The 19709-nt window shown below is 55.3% G+C and carries 20 protein-coding genes and 1 tRNA gene; 8 read left to right on the forward strand and 13 right to left on the reverse strand.

Features of this window, described 5'->3' with window-relative positions:
• The coding region (ompA, locus tag F9C28_RS07790; RefSeq protein WP_199014672.1) for a porin OmpA at window positions 1-936 on the forward strand (936 nt) is incomplete at its 5' end.
• A gap of 97 nt (window positions 937-1033) precedes the next feature.
• Here ompA and F9C28_RS07795 read toward each other — a convergent pair.
• From F9C28_RS07795 to F9C28_RS07810, 4 genes are all read right to left on the reverse strand, one after another.
• Entirely contained in the window at window positions 1034-1423 is a 390-nt protein-coding gene (locus tag F9C28_RS07795; protein ID WP_199014673.1) for a hypothetical protein, read from the reverse strand.
• A 162-nt stretch (window positions 1424-1585) separates the two neighbouring features.
• Window positions 1586-1672, reverse strand: a tRNA-Leu gene (locus F9C28_RS07800).
• Window positions 1673-1679: 7 nt separating this feature from the next.
• Window positions 1680-2012, reverse strand: coding sequence for a preprotein translocase subunit SecG (gene secG / locus F9C28_RS07805; RefSeq protein ID WP_199014674.1), 333 nt, complete (start codon window positions 2010-2012; stop codon window positions 1680-1682).
• Between the two features lie 166 nt (window positions 2013-2178).
• Complete coding sequence (locus tag F9C28_RS07810) at window positions 2179-3072, reverse strand: LysR family transcriptional regulator (protein WP_199014675.1); 894 nt, start codon at window positions 3070-3072, stop codon at window positions 2179-2181.
• Between the two features lie 158 nt (window positions 3073-3230).
• On the opposite strand from F9C28_RS07810, the gene iadA reads away from it, so the two are divergent.
• Together iadA and dcuC are read left to right on the forward strand one after the other, a co-directional pair.
• Entirely contained in the window at window positions 3231-4364 is a 1134-nt protein-coding gene (gene iadA / locus F9C28_RS07815; RefSeq protein ID WP_199014676.1) for a beta-aspartyl-peptidase, read from the forward strand.
• Window positions 4365-4377: 13 nt separating this feature from the next.
• On the forward strand, window positions 4378-5850 hold the full coding sequence (dcuC, locus tag F9C28_RS07820) for a C4-dicarboxylate transporter DcuC (protein WP_199014677.1): 1473 nt from the start codon (window positions 4378-4380) through the stop codon (window positions 5848-5850).
• A gap of 63 nt (window positions 5851-5913) precedes the next feature.
• On the opposite strand, the gene glmM is transcribed toward dcuC, so the two are convergent.
• From glmM to rlmE, 4 genes are all read right to left on the reverse strand, one after another.
• Window positions 5914-7251: a phosphoglucosamine mutase gene (gene glmM / locus F9C28_RS07825; protein ID WP_199014678.1), complete on the reverse strand. Its 1338-nt coding sequence runs from the start codon at window positions 7249-7251 to the stop codon at window positions 5914-5916.
• On the reverse strand, window positions 7244-8092 hold the full coding sequence (gene folP / locus F9C28_RS07830) for a dihydropteroate synthase (RefSeq protein ID WP_199014679.1): 849 nt from the start codon (window positions 8090-8092) through the stop codon (window positions 7244-7246). Before folP ends, glmM begins: the two co-directional genes overlap by 8 nt.
• A gap of 97 nt (window positions 8093-8189) precedes the next feature.
• Entirely contained in the window at window positions 8190-10124 is a 1935-nt protein-coding gene (ftsH, locus tag F9C28_RS07835; protein ID WP_199014680.1) for an ATP-dependent zinc metalloprotease FtsH, read from the reverse strand.
• A gap of 187 nt (window positions 10125-10311) precedes the next feature.
• Complete coding sequence (gene rlmE, locus F9C28_RS07840) at window positions 10312-10938, reverse strand: 23S rRNA (uridine(2552)-2'-O)-methyltransferase RlmE (RefSeq protein WP_199014681.1); 627 nt, start codon at window positions 10936-10938, stop codon at window positions 10312-10314.
• 124 nt (window positions 10939-11062) lie between these two features.
• On the opposite strand from rlmE, the gene yhbY reads away from it, so the two are divergent.
• A complete protein-coding gene (gene yhbY, locus F9C28_RS07845) occupies window positions 11063-11356 on the forward strand; it encodes a ribosome assembly RNA-binding protein YhbY (RefSeq protein WP_034920336.1) in 294 nt (97 codons plus the stop codon).
• Window positions 11357-11505: 149 nt separating this feature from the next.
• On the opposite strand, the gene greA is transcribed toward yhbY, so the two are convergent.
• A complete protein-coding gene (greA, locus tag F9C28_RS07850; RefSeq protein WP_199014682.1) occupies window positions 11506-11982 on the reverse strand; it encodes a transcription elongation factor GreA in 477 nt (158 codons plus the stop codon).
• Window positions 11983-12230: 248 nt separating this feature from the next.
• On the opposite strand from greA, the gene dacB reads away from it, so the two are divergent.
• Genes dacB through pmrB form a run of 3 tightly spaced genes read left to right on the forward strand, consistent with a single transcriptional unit; the run spans window position 12231 to window position 15379 of the window.
• Window positions 12231-13661: a serine-type D-Ala-D-Ala carboxypeptidase gene (gene dacB, locus F9C28_RS07855; RefSeq protein ID WP_199014683.1), complete on the forward strand. Its 1431-nt coding sequence runs from the start codon at window positions 12231-12233 to the stop codon at window positions 13659-13661.
• Window positions 13662-13664: 3 nt separating this feature from the next.
• On the forward strand, window positions 13665-14321 hold the full coding sequence (gene pmrA, locus F9C28_RS07860; RefSeq protein ID WP_199014684.1) for a two-component system response regulator PmrA: 657 nt from the start codon (window positions 13665-13667) through the stop codon (window positions 14319-14321).
• 2 nt (window positions 14322-14323) lie between these two features.
• Entirely contained in the window at window positions 14324-15379 is a 1056-nt protein-coding gene (gene pmrB / locus F9C28_RS07865) for a two-component system sensor histidine kinase PmrB (protein WP_199014685.1), read from the forward strand.
• An 87-nt stretch (window positions 15380-15466) separates the two neighbouring features.
• Here pmrB and cgtA read toward each other — a convergent pair whose 3' ends face one another.
• From cgtA to rplU, 4 genes are all read right to left on the reverse strand, one after another.
• Complete coding sequence (gene cgtA, locus F9C28_RS07870; protein WP_199014686.1) at window positions 15467-16639, reverse strand: Obg family GTPase CgtA; 1173 nt, start codon at window positions 16637-16639, stop codon at window positions 15467-15469.
• Between the two features lie 16 nt (window positions 16640-16655).
• A complete protein-coding gene (locus F9C28_RS07875; RefSeq protein ID WP_199014687.1) occupies window positions 16656-17621 on the reverse strand; it encodes a DMT family transporter in 966 nt (321 codons plus the stop codon).
• Between the two features lie 146 nt (window positions 17622-17767).
• A complete protein-coding gene (gene rpmA, locus F9C28_RS07880; protein WP_002442024.1) occupies window positions 17768-18025 on the reverse strand; it encodes a 50S ribosomal protein L27 in 258 nt (85 codons plus the stop codon).
• A gap of 18 nt (window positions 18026-18043) precedes the next feature.
• Window positions 18044-18355 (reverse strand): 50S ribosomal protein L21, encoded by a 312-nt coding sequence (gene rplU, locus F9C28_RS07885; protein ID WP_000271396.1) that lies wholly within the window; start codon window positions 18353-18355, stop codon window positions 18044-18046.
• A 257-nt stretch (window positions 18356-18612) separates the two neighbouring features.
• Between rplU and ispB the strand changes: the two genes are divergently transcribed.
• On the forward strand, window positions 18613-19584 hold the full coding sequence (ispB, locus tag F9C28_RS07890; protein ID WP_199014688.1) for an octaprenyl diphosphate synthase: 972 nt from the start codon (window positions 18613-18615) through the stop codon (window positions 19582-19584).
• Window positions 19585-19709: the final 125 nt, after the last annotated feature.

The raw sequence follows: 19709 nt of genomic DNA on the forward strand, positions 1-19709 counted from the left end.
TTTGAACTTTTGCTTTGTCACAGGATGTCGCTACAGGGTCAGGAGTGTGGTGATCTGATCCTAATTTCGGCTAAAAGTTCGATTTATTCAACAAAGCCATTCACCGGTTATCAGATAACGCCCTGGCTGGCCGCTGAAGGTGGCTATGATTATCTGGGCAATATGCAGCTTAATGGTAAACAAGGCGCCCCGGGCGCCAGAATGAAAAGCCAGGGCCTGCAGCTGTCGCTGAAAGCCAGCTACGGATTAACTGATAGCTGGGACATTTATACCCGCGCCGGCGCGATGGGTTATCGTGCTGAATCCGACAGTCGTGGGCATAACAAATTTGAAACCGGCGTCCGCCCCCTCGTGGCAGTGGGTACCGAATATGCCTTCACCCCTGCCCTGGCGGGCCGCCTTGAATACCAGTGGGTCAGCAATGTGGGTAACACAAATCAGATTGGTGTTAGCGCTGATGCCAGCAGCCTCACCGCCGGGGTGGTATATCGCTTTGGTCAACACGATAACGCTCCAGCGCCTGCTCCGGCGCCTGTCGCGGCCCCGGCAACGGTAGCGCCAAAAACGTTTAACCTCAAATCAGACGTTATGTTCGCGTGGGATTCAGCCACCCTCACCACGGAAGGTAAGGCAGCCATCACCCGGTTGTACAACTCCCCTGAATTACAGGCCGCCAGAAATCACAGCACCACGGTCATCGGCTATACCGACCGTATGGGGGATGCGGCTTACAACCAGGCACTCTCTGCCCGCCGGGCACAAACCGTGGCCGACCAGCTTGTTGCCCTCGGGATGTCGCCGTCGCAGGTCACCACCGAAGGACGAGGCTCTCGTGATTCGGTTACCGGCGGCAGTTGTGATTATCTTAATAGTCATGCGCTGGTTAAGTGCCTCGCGCCGGACCGCCGAGTACTGGTGCAAATCTCCGGCCAATAATCGCGCCACTTCCTTGTGTCTGTTAGTCTTTTGCCCGATCTCCCATCGGGCTTTTTTTTATCCGTACCCGCCATCATGATCTTTTCGTTGCCGCCACTTAGCGCCGGGCTAGCGTGACCAATTCACGGTTAATCACCTCAAGTCCCTGAATATTCTGTTGCTGCAAATAAATCGCGTTCATTGCGGCCAGATCGCCAAGGTGTGTCAGGGCAGCAAATACCTGCCGGGCCTCGCTGTGCGGATTCATCACATCTTCACCGTGGATGTCCCGCAAGTAATCATCTTTCAGCGACTGGCTCAGACGGTTAATCTGCTGGGCGCTATCCTGGTAATAATGTTGCAGCGTATCATCTGACGGATGCAGGCTATTGTCTGCGGTAACTATCGGTACTGGCAGGGCGTTTACCCGGTGCACCTGGGTCATACTGGCCGAACTGCACCCGGCCAGTAGCAGGGTAGTTAACAGCACTGCAGATCGTAAATTCATGGTTCCCCTTATGGACTTGTCCATCATCTGGTCAAGGCGCAAAGGGATACTTTAGCCGTCGGGGGGGAGCAGGAACCAGCGAGGGTTTGTTTATAAATAAACCACTGCGGCCTGATAAGCAGGCAAAAAAAAGACGCCATCAGGCGTCTCTTTCTTAAATATTGGTACCGAGGACGGGACTTGAACCCGTAAGCCCTATTGGGCACTACCACCTCAAGGTAGCGTGTCTACCAATTCCACCACCTCGGCACAGAACTTAGTGCGGGATATCGCTGGTCGGCTTAGCCGGTGCAGCTGGCTGGGTCTGCTCAGACTGTGCTGGCTGACTCAGGTTTTCCCACTCGCTTCCTTTGCTGGTTTTGTTACTGTTGATATTACCCAGAGCCAGGCTCATGATGAAGAACAGCGCCGCCAGAATTGCCGTCATACGGGTCATGAAGTTACCAGAACCACTTGAACCGAACAGCGTGGCGGAAGCGCCTGCACCAAAGGAGGCTCCCATATCAGCGCCTTTACCTTGTTGCAGCATAATCAAACCCACCAGGGCGATGGCTACAATAAGGAAAACTACTAACAGAGCTTGATACATAATTAACCTGTTCCTTGCGGGTCATCCGCATACCAAAGCTTCACCAGTCAAAGCGGGACATTTATCTTCCCACTGAAGCGGGTGTGAATACTAACCAATGGCTGTCACCTTAGCAAGCCCATTTTCTGAATAACGTATTGATTGAATAAATTTTCAGCACACTATTTCAATCTCTGGATAAAAGTTGCCAGCAGTGTCGCAAAACCGGCCGATTTCCGTCGCGATTACACCAGATAGTAATCGGAATATCGCAGGTAAGCGCTGGATCCTGGGGACAAAATTGCACCAGTTCGCCGCTGGCCAGTTGCTCTGCGACTGTTGACTCCGGTAACCAGGCCAGCCCGAGGTGGCGCAGCACCATTTCGCGGATACTTTCACTTAGCCCGCTTTCAAACACTTTATAGAGCCGTTTCTGTAGCCGGGCCTCTGCCGGGGCCACAATGCGCCGCACAAAGGTATAGTCGCTATAACACAGCCAGGGTATCGGCGCGTCATCCACCATCGCGGCCTGATAAAGCCGCGCTGAGATAACCGGAATAAAGCGCTCATAGCGCCACACCGTACTTTGCAGGTGCCCGGCAATCTCTACCGTGGGGTGGGCATCAGTCGAATCATAGGTGACCAGCAGATCCACCTGGCGGTTGAGCAATGCCTCAAAATGGTTATCTACCCCCTGTACAGAGGCATTAACCGTAAAGCTCAGGGACTGCGCCTGCTGGCGCAAGTAGCTGATGATATCGGGCAGCACATTGACTGACAGAGTATGCAGGCTCACCATCACCAGCGTGTTGTCCGTAACCGGGGACAACGCCCCCAGTTCGCTGCGCGCCTCTGCCAGGGTGGTCAGCACCTGCCGGGCATAGGGTTCAAAACGCTGACCAAAATGGGTCAGGGTGACGGGGGTCGTGGTGCGATCAAACAGCGGCACCCCAAGGCTGGTTTCCAGAATTTTAATCCGTCGGCTCAGGGCCGGTTGTGTAATATGCCGCGCCGCAGCGGCCTGTGAAAAACTGCCGTATTGACTCAGGCACAAAAAATCCTCCAGCCATTTGCTGTCCATATGCTTTCCCTGTGGGTATGTCGTTTCGGTATAGCTGAATAAAAATTTGGCAATGGTACTGCCGCCCCTCTGCCTTTATGGTGGCGGCCAATAACAATAAAAAACCACCTGCTGCTGCATCACGCTAATTATCCCTTTTACTGAAGCGGAGTGGTTATATGTTTACCCTACTGAGTAACGCACGTATTTATGCACCACAAGATATGGGGGTCGGCTCACTATTATTATGCCGTGATCATATCGTCGCGCTCGATGAGCACATCCCTTCCCTGCCGTTTCCGGTTACCCATTATGACTGCCGCGGTAAAATTATCATTCCGGGCATTATTGATCAGCATATCCATCTGACTGGCGGCGGCGGCGAGGCCGGGTTTGCCAGCCGGACACCCCAGGCCAGGATGAGCGATCTGATTGCCGCCGGGATCACCACCGCGGTTGGCGTGCTGGGCACGGACGGGATCTCCCGCTCCCCTAAAGATCTGTATGCTAAAATGCAGTCGCTGAACAGCCAGGGCCTTCGGGCCTATATGCATACCGGCTCCTACGAGCTCCCCACCCGCACGATAACCGGCAGTGTCCGGGATGACATTGCGTTTATTCCCCATGTGCTCGGGGTCAAAATCGCCCTGGCGGATCACCGTAGTTCATTCCCCAGCCATCAGGAACTGTTGCGCCTGGTGAGTGATATTCGGGTTGCCGCGCTGCTGGCCGGGAAAAAGGGCGTGCTCCATGTCCATATGGGGGGGCTGCCTGAAGGGCTGGCGCCGCTGATGGCACTGTGCGATGCCGGGTTGCCTATCCACCATCTCTCCCCTACCCACCTGGCGCGCACCCGCCCCCTGTTTGAGCAAGCCGTTCAATTTGCGCTGCGCGGCGGCACCATGGATATCACCTCCGGCGGCAGCCACTTTGCCCCCCAGGAAGAGGTGGTAGCCGCGGCCCTGGCCGCCGGGGTACCGGCAGAACGCATCACTATCAGTTCCGACGGTAATGGCAGCGTTCCGCGCTTTAACAGCCAGGGAGCGGTAGAGGGCCTGTCTGCGGCGCCGGTGAATGGCAATATTACCCTGTTACCGCGGCTCATCGATAACGGTGTCCCGCCCGCCGAAGGCATTGCCATGATGACCGCCAATGTTGCTGACTCGCTGGGGATCACCGGCGGCCGCCTGCACCCCAGGGAGCGGGCCGATATCTGTGTGCTGAACGCGGACTTTTCCCTCTACCAGACCTTCGCCGCCGGGCAGTTGATGTATCGCGATGGTGAGTGTCTGGTACGCGGAAATTTTGAATAAGGAGCAGGAACTGATGCCATTACTTATTGCGCTGGTCGCTATCGTCTTTGCCGGTAGCCTGATCCTGAAACGCTATCATCCCCAGTCGGTACTGCTACTGACCGGGATCGCGTTATTATTGATTGCACAATTTACCCAGGGCACCAACCTCAGCACGCTGGTAAACAAGACCACCGGTCTGGGGCTGCTGGATGCGTTTGAATATATCCGCGATATTCTCAGCAGCCGCACCGGCGGGCTGGGGATGCAGATCATGCTGGTAGGCGGCTTCGCCACTTATATGTCGGTCACCGGTGCCAGCCAGGTGCTGGTGCGGATCGCCTCCCGGCCGCTGCAACGCCTTAACTCCCCCTACCTGTTGCTGGCGCTCGCCCTGGTGCTGGGGCAGTTTCTGTCGTTGTTTATCAGCAGCGCGACCGGCCTTGGCCTGTTGTTGATGGCCACTCTCTACCCGCTGTTGATTCGCCTGGGTTGCAGCCGTGCAGCGGTCGCCGCCGTGATCGCCAGTACCTGTGCGGTGGAATTTGGCCCGGGTTCCGGTAACTCTGTCCTGGCGGCCAAAACAGCGGGTATTGAGGTGGTGGATTACTTCGTCAATGACCAGCTGCCGGTTGTGGTACCGGTTATCCTGTTCGTGGCGCTGGTTCATGCCCTGACCCAGCGTTTTTTTGACCGGCGGACCCGCCAGGAGGCGGCGGCGACACCGCATGATCTCGCCGACAGCCTGAACCAGGGCCCGCAAGCCCCGCTGCTGTATCTGCTGCTGCCCATGCTGCCACTGGCGATTATGCTGCTGTGCAGTAAGCTGGTCTTTTCCTCATTGCGTATCACCATCGACACGGCGGTGCTACTTAGTCTGGCAATCGCCCTGCTGTGTGAGTATGTCCGCTGGCGTAATGCCCGGGAGGTGATGGCGGGGGTTCAGAAAGTGTTTGATACCATGGGCGGCGTATTTGCCAGCGTGATCACGCTGATTGTCGCCGGTGAGATCTTCTCCGCCGGGTTAAAAGCTATCGGTGCCGTGGATGCGCTGCTGAGCCTCTCCGGGGAAGCAGGGCTCAGCGCCGCGTCGATTATTCTGATGATGACCCTGGTCACCTTTGTGATCTCCGCCCTGATGGGGTCCGGCAATGCGGCGTTCTTCTCGTTTGCGCCGATGATCCCGCAAATCAGTGCGCACATTGGCAGTGATGTCGCGGTGATGATGTTACCGGTGCAGATCTCGGCAGGCATTGGCCGCACGCTGTCTCCGATTGCCGGGGTGATTATCGCCATTGCCGGGATTGCCGGGGTTTCACCGGTGGAGATTGTTAAGCGTACCGCCCTGCCGATGTTGAGCGGCTGGTTGCTGATGATTGTGATTACCTTCCTGCGCTCCGGGCATTTGCTGGCTATCGTGCCCTGGCTGGCGGGTCTGGTGGTTGTCGCCCTGGCGGCGGTTCTGTTGATGCGCCTGCGGCGCAAAGTCCCGCAACACGCCGCCTAATAATCAAAAGGCCCATGTTCAACATGGGCCTTTTTAACGGTGAACCGGGGTCAGAAGCAGTAATCAGACCGCTTTAACGGCATCGGCAATCCGGTTAGCCAGCGAGGTCACCAGGGTTTCGTTCTCGCCTTCCACCATCACGCGGATCAACGGCTCGGTACCGGATTTACGCAGCAGCACCCGGCCCCGGTTGCCCAGCTCCGCTTCTACCGCAGCCATGACGGCTTTCACATTGTCATTTTCCAGCGGATCGCCACTGCCGGCGGTATAGCGCACGTTAACCAGTATCTGGGGCAGCAGTTTCATACCGCTGCACAGATCTTGCAGGGTCATGTTATTGCGTACAATCGCGGTCAGCACTTGCAGGGCCGCGACAATACCGTCACCGGTGGTGGTTTTATCCAGCAGGATCACGTGGCCGGAATTTTCCGCCCCAATGCGCCAGCCTTTCTCTTTCAGGGTTTCCAGTACGTAGCGGTCCCCCACTTTCGCACGGGCGAACGGGATACCCAGATCTTTCAGCGCCAGCTCAAGGCCCATATTGCTCATCAGCGTGCCAACCGCCCCGCCCTGCAACTGGCCCTGGCGCAGACCTTCACGGGCAATAATGTACAGGATCTGATCCCCGTCCACTTTGTTCCCTTCGTGGTCCACCATGATAACCCGGTCACCATCGCCATCCAGCGCAATACCGAGGTCGGCTTTCTCTGCCAGAACCCGCTCCTGGAGCATACGCACATCGGTAGCGCCACAGCGGTCATTAATATTGGTCCCGTTCGGAGAGCACCCAACGGCAATGACGTCGGCACCCAGTTCACGCAGCACGCTCGGGGCAATGTGGTAAGTCGCACCATTGGCGCAGTCCACCACAATTTTCAGTGTGCTCAGGCTCAGCTCATTCGGGAAGGTGCCTTTGCAAAATTCAATATAGCGGCCAGCGGCGTCCACAATGCGCGCCGCTTTCCCGAGGTCCGCCGACTCAACGCAGCTGATCTCTTGTTCCAGGCTGTCTTCAATGGCCTGCTCAACATCGTCCGGCAGCTTGGTGCCTTCGGTAGAGAAAAACTTAATGCCGTTATCGTCATAAGGGTTATGGGAGGCGGAAATCACGATCCCGGCCTCCGCACGGAAGGTGCGGGTCAGGTAGGCAATAGCCGGGGTCGGCATCGGGCCGGTAAAGGCAGCTGACAGCCCCGCCGCCGCGAGGCCTGCTTCCAGCGCAGACTCCAGCATATAGCCAGAGATACGGGTGTCCTTACCAATAATGACCTGGCGGGAGCCGTTACGCGCCAGCACTTTGCCGGCAGCCCAGCCCAGTTTGAGAACAAAGTCCGGGGTAATCGGTGACTGCCCGACCTTGCCACGCACACCGTCAGTACCAAAATATTTGCGGTTACTCATAATATGTATTTCCCTTCGCAGAAAGCGTCGCCTCTACCACACGCATGGCGTCTACAGTCTCTTTGACATCATGAACCCGCAGGATCTGTGCCCCTTGCATGGCCGCAATCACAGCACACGCCAGGCTACCACTCAGACGTTGATCCGGGCCGACATTAAGCAACTGCCCCACCATTGATTTACGGGACATTCCCACCAGAAGCGGTAAACCAAAACGATGGAATTCAGCCAGCCGCGCCAGAAGCTGATAATTATGGCTGAGATTTTTACCGAAACCGAAGCCAGGGTCGAGCAACAATTTATCTTTCGGAATGCCGGCAGCGTCGCAGCGGGCAATATGGTCAGTAAAAAAGTGCATCACATCGGCAAAGACATCGTCGTATTTCGGGGCGGACTGCATGGTTTTCGGCTCACCCTGCATATGCATCAGGCACACCGGCAGCCCGGTTTCGGCGGCTGCCTCCAGCGCCCCGGGCTCCTGCAGGGAACGAATATCATTGATAATATGCGCCCCCACCCGGGCAGACTCACGGATCACCGCCGCTTTCGACGTATCCACGGAAATCCAGACCTCAAACCGCCGGGCGATAGCTTCCACCACCGGGATCACCCGCTCCAGCTCCTCTTCCGTGCTCACATCCGCCGCCCCGGGACGGGTAGACTCGCCGCCGATATCAATGATGGTGGCGCCCGCGTTAATCATCAGATTAGCGTGTTTAACCGCTTCCACCAGGGAGTTATGCTGACCACCGTCAGAAAAGGAGTCCGGCGTGACATTCAAAATGCCCATCACGTGAGGGTGGGTAAGATCCAGCGTAGTGCCCTGAGCGGTCAGAATCATTGCAGTTTCTCTCATAAATAATAGGGGTCACAAAAAAAAACCCCGGGCACATGGCCGGGGTTTTACGATTACTCACACGTGTCGTCTGACAGGATGATTATTTATCATCCAGCTGTTCAGACATGGTGTTGCCTGGGTTCGGTGTACGGGGTTCGTCTACCGGACGCGGCGCACGCGGTGTGCCGTTGCTGTCTGAATTACCGTTGGTGCCCGGATCTTCCCAGCCAGCCGGCGGGCGAACATCACGACGCGCCATCAGATCATCAATTTGCGGTGCATCGATGGTTTCATACTTCATCAGTGCATCTTTCATGGCGTGCAGAATATCCATATTGTCGTTCAGGATCTGGCGGGCACGACCGTAGTTGCGTTCAATTAACGCTTTTACTTCCTGGTCGATGATACGCGCAGTTTCATCAGACATATGTTTCGCTTTCGCCACGCTGCGGCCGAGGAACACTTCACCTTCTTCTTCGGCATACAGTAACGGGCCGAGTTTGTCAGAGAAGCCCCACTGGGTCACCATGTTACGGGCAATGGAGGTCGCGACTTTGATGTCGTTAGACGCACCGGTAGACACATGTTCTACGCCGTAGATGATTTCCTCTGCCAGACGACCGCCGTACAGCGTAGAAATCTGGCTTTCCAGTTTCTGGCGGCTGGCGCTGATGGCATCCCCTTCCGGCAGGAAGAAGGTTACCCCCAGGGCGCGACCGCGCGGGATAATCGTTACTTTGTGTACCGGGTCATGCTCCGGTACCAGGCGGCCGATAATGGCGTGGCCTGCTTCGTGGTAGGCGGTAGATTCTTTCTGCGCTTCCGTCATCACCATAGAGCGGCGTTCCGCACCCATCATGATTTTGTCTTTCGCTTTCTCGAACTCAACCATCGATACCACGCGTTTGTTACCGCGGGCAGCAAACAGTGCGGCTTCGTTGACCAGGTTAGCCAGATCCGCACCGGAGAAACCCGGGGTACCGCGGGCAATAATTGCCGCATCAACATCCGGCGCCAGCGGCACGCGACGCATATGTACTTTCAGGATCTGCTCACGACCACGAACATCCGGCAGCCCTACCACAACCTGACGGTCGAAACGGCCTGGACGCAGCAGCGCAGGGTCCAGTACGTCCGGACGGTTAGTGGCGGCAATCACGATGATACCTTCGTTGCCTTCAAAGCCGTCCATTTCAACCAGCATCTGGTTCAGGGTTTGCTCACGTTCATCGTGACCACCACCCAAACCGGCGCCACGCTGACGGCCTACCGCATCGATTTCATCGATGAAGATAATGCACGGTGCCGCTTTTTTAGCCTGTTCGAACATGTCACGCACGCGGGATGCACCCACACCAACGAACATTTCGACGAAGTCAGAACCTGAGATGGTGAAGAACGGTACTTTAGCTTCACCGGCAATGGCTTTTGCCAGCAGGGTTTTACCGGTCCCCGGAGGGCCAACCATCAGCACGCCTTTCGGGATTTTACCCCCCAGCTTCTGGAAACGGCTCGGCTCCCGCAGGTATTCCACCAGTTCGCCCACTTCTTCTTTTGCTTCGTCACAACCGGCGACGTCAGCGAAGGTGGTCTTGATCTGGTCTTCGGTTAGCATACGCGCCTTGCTCTTGCCGAACGACATGGCGCCTTTGCCACCGCCGCCCTGCATCTGGCGCATAAAGAAGATCCACACCCCAATCAGCAGCAGCATCGGGAACCAGGAAATGAAGATCGACGCCAGCAGGCTCGGCTCTTCAGGCGGTTCACCAACAACTTTTACGTTTTTGGTTAATAAATTATCAAGCAGCTTAGGATCGTTAACGGGGATATAAGTCGTGTATCGGTTACTATCTTTCTTGGTAACGTTGATCTCACGTCCGTTGATACGCGCTTCGCGAACCTGATCCTGATTAACTTCTTGCAGGAACGTAGAGTAATCCACTCTACGGCTATTAGACTCGCTGGGCCCAAAGCTCTGAAAAACTGATATCAGCACAACCGCGATGACCAGCCAGAGTATTAGGTTCTTCGCCATGTCACTCAAGGGATTAACCTCATATTACAACTGTGTTAAAAACAGCGTCAGGATACTATATATCCAGCGTCTTTCAAGCTTGCAGCCCAATACACTGGCCCCTTCCCCGCTGAAAACGCTCGTAATGCGCCTTTTCAGATCCCGGGTAGAGTACCAGGTTACCGCTGCCGGAAAGACAGTCTGGTTATCATTTTCGCCCGGTCGCTACAATATAAACTTCACGTGAACGGGCACGGGAAGAATCCGGCTTACGAACCTTCACGGTTGTAAACAGGGAGCGAATTTCCCTTAGGTACTCATCGAAACCTTCGCCCTGGAACACCTTCACAACAAAACTACCGCCGGGGGCAAGAACATCCCGACACATTTCAAGCGCCAGCTCCACTAAATACATAGAGCGGGGAATATCGACTGCAGGGGTCCCACTCATGTTGGGCGCCATATCGGACATCACCACCTGCACTTTACTATCACCTACTCGTTCCAGTAACGCTTTCAGCACTAATTCATCACGAAAGTCGCCCTGAAGGAAGTCCACACCAACGATGGGATCCATCGGTAAAAGATCGCAAGCGATGATACGACCGCTGCCACCAATTAAGCTAACCACATATTGTGACCAGCCACCAGGCGCAGCCCCGAGATCAACAACCGTCATTCCCGGTTTAAAAAGTTTGTCACTTAGCTGTATCTCTTCAAGTTTAAACCAGGCACGGGAACGTAACCCCTTTTTCTGTGCCTGCTGAACATATTTATCGCTAAAGTGTTCCTGGAGCCAGCGGCTAGAGCTGGCAGAACGCTTTTTACCTGTCATTTCACATTCCATCCGGGTTCATCGACAGCGACTTGCCAAAAAATGCGCAGTTGCTATTTGGCTATAAGTGGGAGATGGCGGTAGAATGACCCGTTTTCAATCCCAACCTAAGCAAAAATATACGATGAATCTGAGTACTAAACAAAAACAGCACCTGAAGGGTCTGGCACATTCGCTCAAGCCGGTTGTTCTGCTTGGCAATAATGGTTTGACCGAAGGGGTACTGGCCGAGATTGAACAAGCGCTTGAGCACCATGAGTTAATCAAGGTGAAAATTGCCTCGGAAGATCGCGAGACTAAAACCCTGATCGTGGAAGCTATCGTGCGGGAAACCGGCGCCTGTAATGTACAGGTCATCGGTAAAACGCTGGTGCTTTATCGCCCAACTGCAGAGCGTATAATTTCACTTCCCCGCTAAAAACCCGTTCAGTCAGGCGATTTTTTGCCCTGAAGCAGCGGATTCCCCCGTGGTGATACGAAAATGCCACGGGCCGCTTGCGGGTAAAAGGCCGGTTAACGGCCTTTTACCATGCTTTACAATCTACAATAAGCTTTACGCTCTGGATATCAGAGATAGTCAACTTTCGTGATTTCAAACTCAACCATCCCCCCAGGGGTGTTGATAGCCACCACATCATCCTGCTCTTTCCCCACCAGACCGCGGGCGATCGGCGAGTTTACCGAGATCAAGTTCTGTTTGAAGTCCGCTTCGTCATCACCAACAATGCGATAGGTTACTTCTTCATCGCTGTCCAGATTCAGCACGGTCACTGTCGCGCCAAAAATCACTCGGCCATTATTGGGAATTTTAGTGATATCAATAACCTGAGCATTAGACAGCTTCGCTTCGATATCTTTAATCCGGCCTTCACAGAACCCTTGTTGTTCACGGGCGGCGTGATATTCGGCATTTTCTTTCAGATCGCCGTGTTCACGCGCATCGGCAATGGCGGCAATGATTTCCGGGCGGCGTACCGATTTCAGAAAATCCAGCTCTTCGCGCAATCTTTCAGCACCACGTAATGTCATCGGAATAGCTTGCATTGTTATACCTCTTTTAATCGGCCTGCAGGTGAGCAACCCTGTGGTTACTGCGCTTGTGGCCCCGGGGCAGCAGTACCAGCCCGGGAAATAAACAAAAGAAAACCGACCCAGAAGTCCTCCGGGTCAGTGTGATATGGCATTTTGATAAATATTTTACCGCGAAGTTCCGCGGGGGTCACCCACCGTTTACTTTACAGGGTGTTGCACCGTAGTATGACGGGCACGTTTCCCGGCCGTAACGCGAGATTATGCGATTTTCCAGATTTGTGGTTGGATTGACCACCGTCGTGGCACTCAATGCCCAGGCAGCAAATGTAGAAGAATACGTCAACCAGTTACCAGCCGGGGCCAACCTGGCAATGATGGTACAGAAGGTCGGAGAGAGTGCGCCGCTGGTGGAGTATCACAGCCAGCAGATGGCGTTGCCTGCCAGTACCCAGAAAGTCATCACGGCGCTGGCCGCCCTGTTACAACTGGGGCCTGATTACCGGTTTACCACCACGCTGGAACGCCGCGGCGAAGTGAAAGATGGCGTACTGACCGGGGATCTGATCGCCCGGTTTGATGGCGACCCCACGTTCCGCCGCCAGAGCCTGCGCAATATGGTGAATGCGGTGAAAAAGGCTGGTATTAACCGGATCACCGGTAATGTGGTGATTGATACCTCGGTCTTCGCCAGCCACGACAAAGCCCCGGGCTGGCCGTGGAACGACATCAGCCAGTGCTTCAGCGCCCCCCCTGCGGCGGCCATTGTCGATCGTAACTGTTTCTCCGTTACCCTGAATACCACCCAGCCCAATGAGAACGCGTTTGTCCGCATCGCGTCTTATTACCCGGTCAATGTCTTTAGCCAGGTCAAAACCCTCGCCAGGGGCGCCCCAGAGGCGCAGTATTGCGAACTGGACGTGGTTACCGGGGATCTTAACCGCTACACGCTGACAGGCTGCCTGACCCAACGCCAGGACCCGCTGCCGCTGGCCTTTGCGATTCAGGACGGTGCCGGCTATGCCGGGGCAATTCTAAAGCAGGAGCTGAAAACCGCGGGTATAAGCTATCAAGGGTCGCTGATCCGCCAGACCCAGCCAAACCCACCGGGAACCGTACTGGCCAGTACCCAGTCCCCGCCGCTGCACACGCTGCTGCGGACCATGCTGAAAAAATCAGACAATATGATTGCGGATACCGTCTTTCGCACCATTGGCCGCAGCTATTACAACGTGCCCGGGACCTGGCGCGCCGGGGCAGATGCGGTGCGCCAGCTACTGCGCAAAAACGCCGGTATTGACCTGGGCAATAGTATCCTGGTGGACGGCTCTGGCCTGTCACGCCATAACCTTATCTCCCCGGCCTCGATGATGCAGGTGTTGCAGTACATCGCCCAAAATGACAGCAAGCTCAATTTTATTTCGATGCTACCCTTATCGGGGCATGACGGAACCTTGCAGTACCGGGCGGGTCTACACCAGGCAGGCGTAGACGGTAAACTCTCCGCCAAAACGGGCTCTCTGCAAGGGGTATATAACCTGGCAGGCTTTCTGACCACGGCCAGCGGGCAGCGAGTGGCATTCGTCCAGTTCCTGTCCGGTTATGCCGTGCCGCCGGCCGATCAGCGTAACCGCCGTATTCCGCTGGTCCGCTTTGAGAGCCGTCTCTACAAAGATATTTATCAGAATAATTAAGCGATGAAACTACTGATTGTTGAAGACGACACACTGCTCCAGGAAGGATTGTCCATAGCGCTGCGCAACGAGGGCTATGCGCTGGATTGTGCCGGTACTGCCGCACAGGCAGACGCGTTTATGCAGTCCGGTGAATATAGCCTGGTTATCCTGGATCTCGGCCTGCCGGACAAAGACGGCGCCACCCTGCTGGGTGCCTGGCGGCGCAGCGGTAAGCAAACCCCGGTGTTGATCCTGACAGCCCGTGATGGTCTGGCCGATCGGGTTAACGGCCTCGATGCCGGTGCCGATGATTATCTGGTGAAGCCGTTTGCACTGGTGGAGCTACAGGCCAGGGTCCGGGCGTTGATCCGCCGCTATCAGGGGCAGAGCGACAATCTGATTACCCTCGATGATCTGGCACTTAACTTACAAACTCAGCAGGTGTATCTCGACGAGAAAGAGATAGAGATAACCCCGAAAGAGTTTGCCCTGCTGTCCCGGCTGCTGATGCGCGCCGGGCAAACGGTGCACCGCGAAACGCTGCAACAGGACTTGTACAGCTGGCAGGACGATCCCGGCTCCAATACCCTGGAAGTCCATATCCATAATTTACGCCGCAAGCTGGGGAAAGAGCGCATCAAAACTATCCGTGGTGTCGGCTACCGGCTGGAGAAATAACCGTGAACAGCATGCGCCAGCGTCTGATGATCCTGCTTGCCTGTATTTTGCTGTTTTTTCAGTTGCTGAGCGCTATCTGGCTATGGCATGAAAGCCAGGAGCAGATTGGTTTCCTGGTCAATGAGACCCTGAGCGCCAAAGCCCGTAACCACCATGTTGAAAAAGAAATTCACGAAGCAATTGCCTCACTGCTGGTGCCCTCACTGGTCATGGTTGGTTTTACCCTGCTGTTCTCTTTCTGGGCCATCAGTTGGATCACCCGCCCGCTTAACCGGCTGCGCGCCAGCCTGACGAACCGCTCGGCGGATAACCTCTCCCCGGTACCGATCTACTCCGATATGACGGAGATTGTCTCAGTCACCAATTCACTGAATCAGTTGCTGTCGCGCCTTGACCATACTATCCAGCAGGAGCGGTTATTTACCGCCGATGCGGCCCACGAGCTGCGCACCCCGCTGGCCGGGATCCGCCTGCATCTGGAGCTTATGGAACAACAGGGCAACACCCAGGCGAGCATGCTGGTCGCACGGATTGATCAACTGATGCACGCCGTTGAACAGTTGCTGATGCTTTCCAGGGCCGGCCAGGCCCTGGCCAGCGGCCACTATGCCACTGTGGGTTGGTATCAGGATGTGGTCTCCCCTTTGCAGACCGAGATAGCAGAACTGCTCAGCCAGCGGGGGCAGCAGCCCATATGGCCAGCGCCATCAACCCTGAGTGCCCAGGGGGACGCGGTGCTATTACGCCTGATGCTGCGTAACCTGCTGGAGAATGCCTCCCGCTACAGCCCGGAGAACAGCACCATCGAAGTGCGCATTGAAGCGCGGGACAACGGCACCTGCCTGCGGGTTCTCGACCAGGGGCCGGGTATTCCGGCGGAACAGCGCCTGAATATTACCGAGCCGTTCCGCCGCCTGGATCAGCGCTATGGAGGCTGCGGCCTCGGGCTGAGTATTGTTCAGCGTATTGTCCAATTACATCACGGTAAGTTACTGCTCGACGATCGCCCCGACAAGCCCGGCCTTGATGCCGCCGGCTGGTTCCCCGATCACATTTAGTGCGTGATGCAACACCCTTTGTGCGCCATAAATCGTGCGCAATAAAAAAGGCCCCTCAGGGGCCTTTTTTGTCACCGAACGACAGTATTAGTGCTGGTAGATTATCTCGACGCCTTCGTCGTCTTCATCGTCCCAGTCGTCATCCCAGTCTTCTTCCGCTTCATCTTCGACTTCTTCGAGCTGCTGGCGATGGTAGTCATCCCACATAAACTCGACTTTCTCTGGCTGTTTGTCCTGCTCAGCGCTGGTTACCGGGTTGTCGATGATAAACTGCATCACATCCCAGCACAGGTCCTGGACGCCATTATGGCTGGCGGCGGAGATCAGATAATGTTTATCTTCCCATCCCAGGGCCTCTACAATCGCCTGTGCTTTGGTTTCGGCTTCAGCATTGTCCATCAGGTCGATTTTGTTAAACACCAGCCAGCGTGGCTTAGCGGCCAGTTTTTCGCTGTATTTCTCCAGCTCGCCAACAATAATGCGGGCGTTTTCCACCGGATCGGAACCGTCAATCGGATCGATATCAATCAGGTGCAGCAGTACCCGGCAGCGCTCGAGGTGTTTGAGAAAACGGATCCCCAGGCCGGCGCCGTCCGCCGCCCCTTCGATCAGCCCCGGAATATCCGCGACCACGAAGCTTTTTTCGCTATCCATACGCACCACGCCCAGGCTAGGCACCAGGGTGGTAAACGGATAATCCGCCACTTTCGGCTTCGCGGCAGACACCGCGCGAATAAAGGTCGATTTACCGGCATTCGGCATTCCCAGCATCCCGACATCGGCCAGCAGCATCAGCTCAAGCTGCAGATCGCGTTTGTCCCCCGGCGTACCGTTGGTTTTCTGGCGCGGGGTACGGTTAACGGAAGACTTAAAGCGGGTATTCCCCAGGCCGTGCCAGCCGCCTTTGGCAACCATCAGCCGCTGGCCGTGGGTGGTCATGTCGCCCATGGTTTCGCCGGTGCCCTGGTCAATAACCCGGGTACCGACGGGGACTTTAATTGAGACGTCTTTACCGCGTTTACCGGTACAGTCACGGCTCTGGCCGTTTTCGCCACGCTCAGCGCGGAAGGACTTTTCAAAGCGGTAATCAATCAGGGTGTTAAGGTTTTCGTCCGCTTCCAGCCAGACATCACCACCGTCACCGCCGTCACCGCCGTCCGGACCGCCCCTCGGGATATATTTTTCACGACGGAAGCTTACACAACCGTTGCCGCCATCACCGGCAACAACCAGGATCGTTGCTTCATCAACAAACTTCATTTTACTTCTCCGTAAATCATTCGCCCGAACGAGGCACCGGTACCACAGCGTCTTTCCTGCGCCAGCGTCCCCAAAGACGATGACCAATCGCGGAATACATCGCGCCTGAAACCACAACACATGCCCCGATGTACCCCAGTATATTCAGGGTTGGCGCGGCGAAAATATCAGGCCAGGCGAGCGACAGCAAATCAGAAAACAGCAACGTAAACAGCGGGGTCAGCGTTATCAGGGCACTTACCTGCGCTGCCTGCCAGCGCGCCATGGCCTCAGCCAGTGCGCCATAACCGATCAGGGTGTTCAGCCCGCAAAAAAGAAGACACGCGAGCTGCCAGCTATTCAGTTGCATGATCACCACCGGCTTCGCCAGTGGGAACAGCGCTATTGTACATAAAGTGTACAGCAAAAGAAGGATTTGTTGCGAGGCGAGGCGGCGTAATAATACTTTCTGCGCGACCCCATAACTGACCCAAACCATTGCTGCACTGACCCCGAATATCACCCCCCAGGTGTAATCCGTAAGCCGGGTAAAAATCTCCACCAGGCTGGTATTAAAAAACATCACCAGCCCACACAGCAACATCAGTGCACCTATCACCTGCGTGCCGCGCATTTTCTCCTTCAGGACCACCACACTGGCCACCATTAAACCAACCGGGGAAAGCTGGCCGATGACCTGCGACGCTGTCGGGCTCAGGTACTGAAGTGAGGAACTGAATAAAATAAAATTGCCGAATAACCCACCGGTTGCGACGGCAAGAACGCCCAGCCAGCGCGGTTTACGAAACAGTTTCAGGGACGGTAACTGGCCGCGTAGCGCCAGGATAACCGCCAGACCCGATCCCGCCAGCAGGAAGCGATAAAACACAATCGTTGCCGGCTCCATCGCCGGCAACACTTGCTTCATGGCAATCGGTAATACACCCCAAAACATGGCGGTGGTAAGTGCCAGAAGTATCCCGGCAACTGCCTGCTGATTCATACTATCACTCCCTGTAGTACACTGCCGGGCTTAGTATTCAGGTATTGCTGCGGTGCAACCAAAGGACGCCAGGTCCCCCGGCATTAGAATGTAAAAAGCCCCGCAACATGTGCGGGGCTTCAGTCCGTTTCCGGGACACGAAAAACTTATTCAGCTTCGATGCTGATAAATTTACGATTTTTCGGGCCTTTAACTTCGAACTTAACTTTACCGTCAGCCAACGCGAACAGAGTGTGGTCTTTGCCGCAACCTACGTTGCTGCCAGCGTGGAATTTAGTACCACGTTGACGAACGATGATGCTGCCAGCCAGAACTGCTTCACCGCCGAAGCGTTTTACGCCCAGACGTTTGGATTCGGAATCGCGACCGTTACGAGTTGAGCCGCCAGCCTTTTTATGTGCCATTTAATCTGCTCCTCTGTATTAAGCGCTGATGCCAGTAATTTTAACATCAGTGAACCACTGACGATGGCCCTGCTGCTTACGATAATGTTTACGACGACGGAACTTGACGATTTTAACTTTCTCGCCACGACCGTGAGCCACAACTTCAGCTTTGATTACGCCGCCATCAACGAAAGGAACGCCGATTTTGACTTCTTCACCGTTTGCGATCATCAGCACTTCGGCGAACTCAATGGTTTCGCCAGTTGCGATGTCCAGCTTTTCCAGGCGAACGGTTTGACCTTCGCTTACTCGGTGTTGTTTACCACCACTTTGGAAAACTGCGTACATATAAAACTCCGCTTTCCGCGCACACCTTGTGTGATTCAGGGGGCGCTATAAATATTCACAATAGGGCGCGAATATTACGCAAATCGGGTGGCTTTGACAAGAGCGATCATCAATCTGCGTAGAAAAAAAAAGCAACCGGCCCAGGTACGTTTATCTGTCTCGTTTTTTAAGTACAATCTGTACTACATTATGCATCTTCCGCCCCGTCATTCGTTGGGGGGGTATGTGGTAAACAGGACGATAGCCAGACTTTTGCGATGAATCTTGAAAATATAACTGAATTAACCGCGCAAGATATGGCGGGCGTCAATGCAGTGATCCTTGAGCAGCTCAGTTCCGATGTGCAACTGATAGGCCAGGTGGGCTATTACATTGTCAGTGGCGGGGGGAAACGTATCCGCCCGATGATTGCCGTATTGTCTGCCAGGACCCTGGGCTACCAGGGGGATGCTCATATCAACATTGCTGCACTTATCGAATTTATCCACACCGCAACGCTGCTCCACGACGATGTTGTCGACGAGTCAGACATGCGACGGGGGAAAGCGACGGCAAACGCGGCATTTGGTAATGCCGCCAGTGTACTGGTAGGGGATTTTATCTATACCCGTGCTTTCCAGATGATGACCGGGCTTGGCTCTCTGAAAGTGCTGAAAATCATGTCCGAAGCGGTCAATGTCATTGCCGAAGGCGAAGTATTGCAGTTGATGAACGTTAACGATCCGAACATCACTGAAGAGAACTATATGCGGGTGATTTACAGCAAAACCGCCCGTCTGTTCGAAGCCGCTGCGCAGTGCTCTGCTATTTTGGCCGGGGCGGATGATGCTCAGGAGGCGGCGCTGCGCGATTATGGCCGCTATCTGGGGACCGCCTTCCAGCTGATTGATGATCTGCTGGATTACAGCTCTGACGGCGCCACCCTCGGCAAGAACGTCGGTGACGATCTTAACGAAGGCAAGCCAACCCTGCCCTTGTTACACGCCATGCGTCACGGCACGCCAGAGCAGTCCGCCATGATCCGTAGCGCGATTGAACAAGGGAATGGGCGCCACCTTCTTGAGCCGGTACTGAGTGCCATGGCCGATTGTGGTTCTCTGGAATGGACCCGCATGCGGGCCGAGCAAGAAGCCGATAAAGCCATCGCCGCCCTGGCGATCCTGCCCGATTCTCCCCACAGGCAGGCACTGATCGGCCTGGCCCACATCGCCGTTCAGCGCCAGTTCTGATAGCCACTCCGCGCCACGCTCTGGCGCGGAGATATCACAGTTTACGTCCCGGTTTGCACTGCTAAACACCCTAACCTCAACGCTTACTCACGCTTTTGAACATATTTATGGAAAATACTGGAATC

Origin of the sequence: Shimwellia pseudoproteus, assembly GCF_016415625.1 — a bacterium.
GTDB lineage: Bacteria > Pseudomonadota > Gammaproteobacteria > Enterobacterales > Enterobacteriaceae > Shimwellia > Shimwellia pseudoproteus.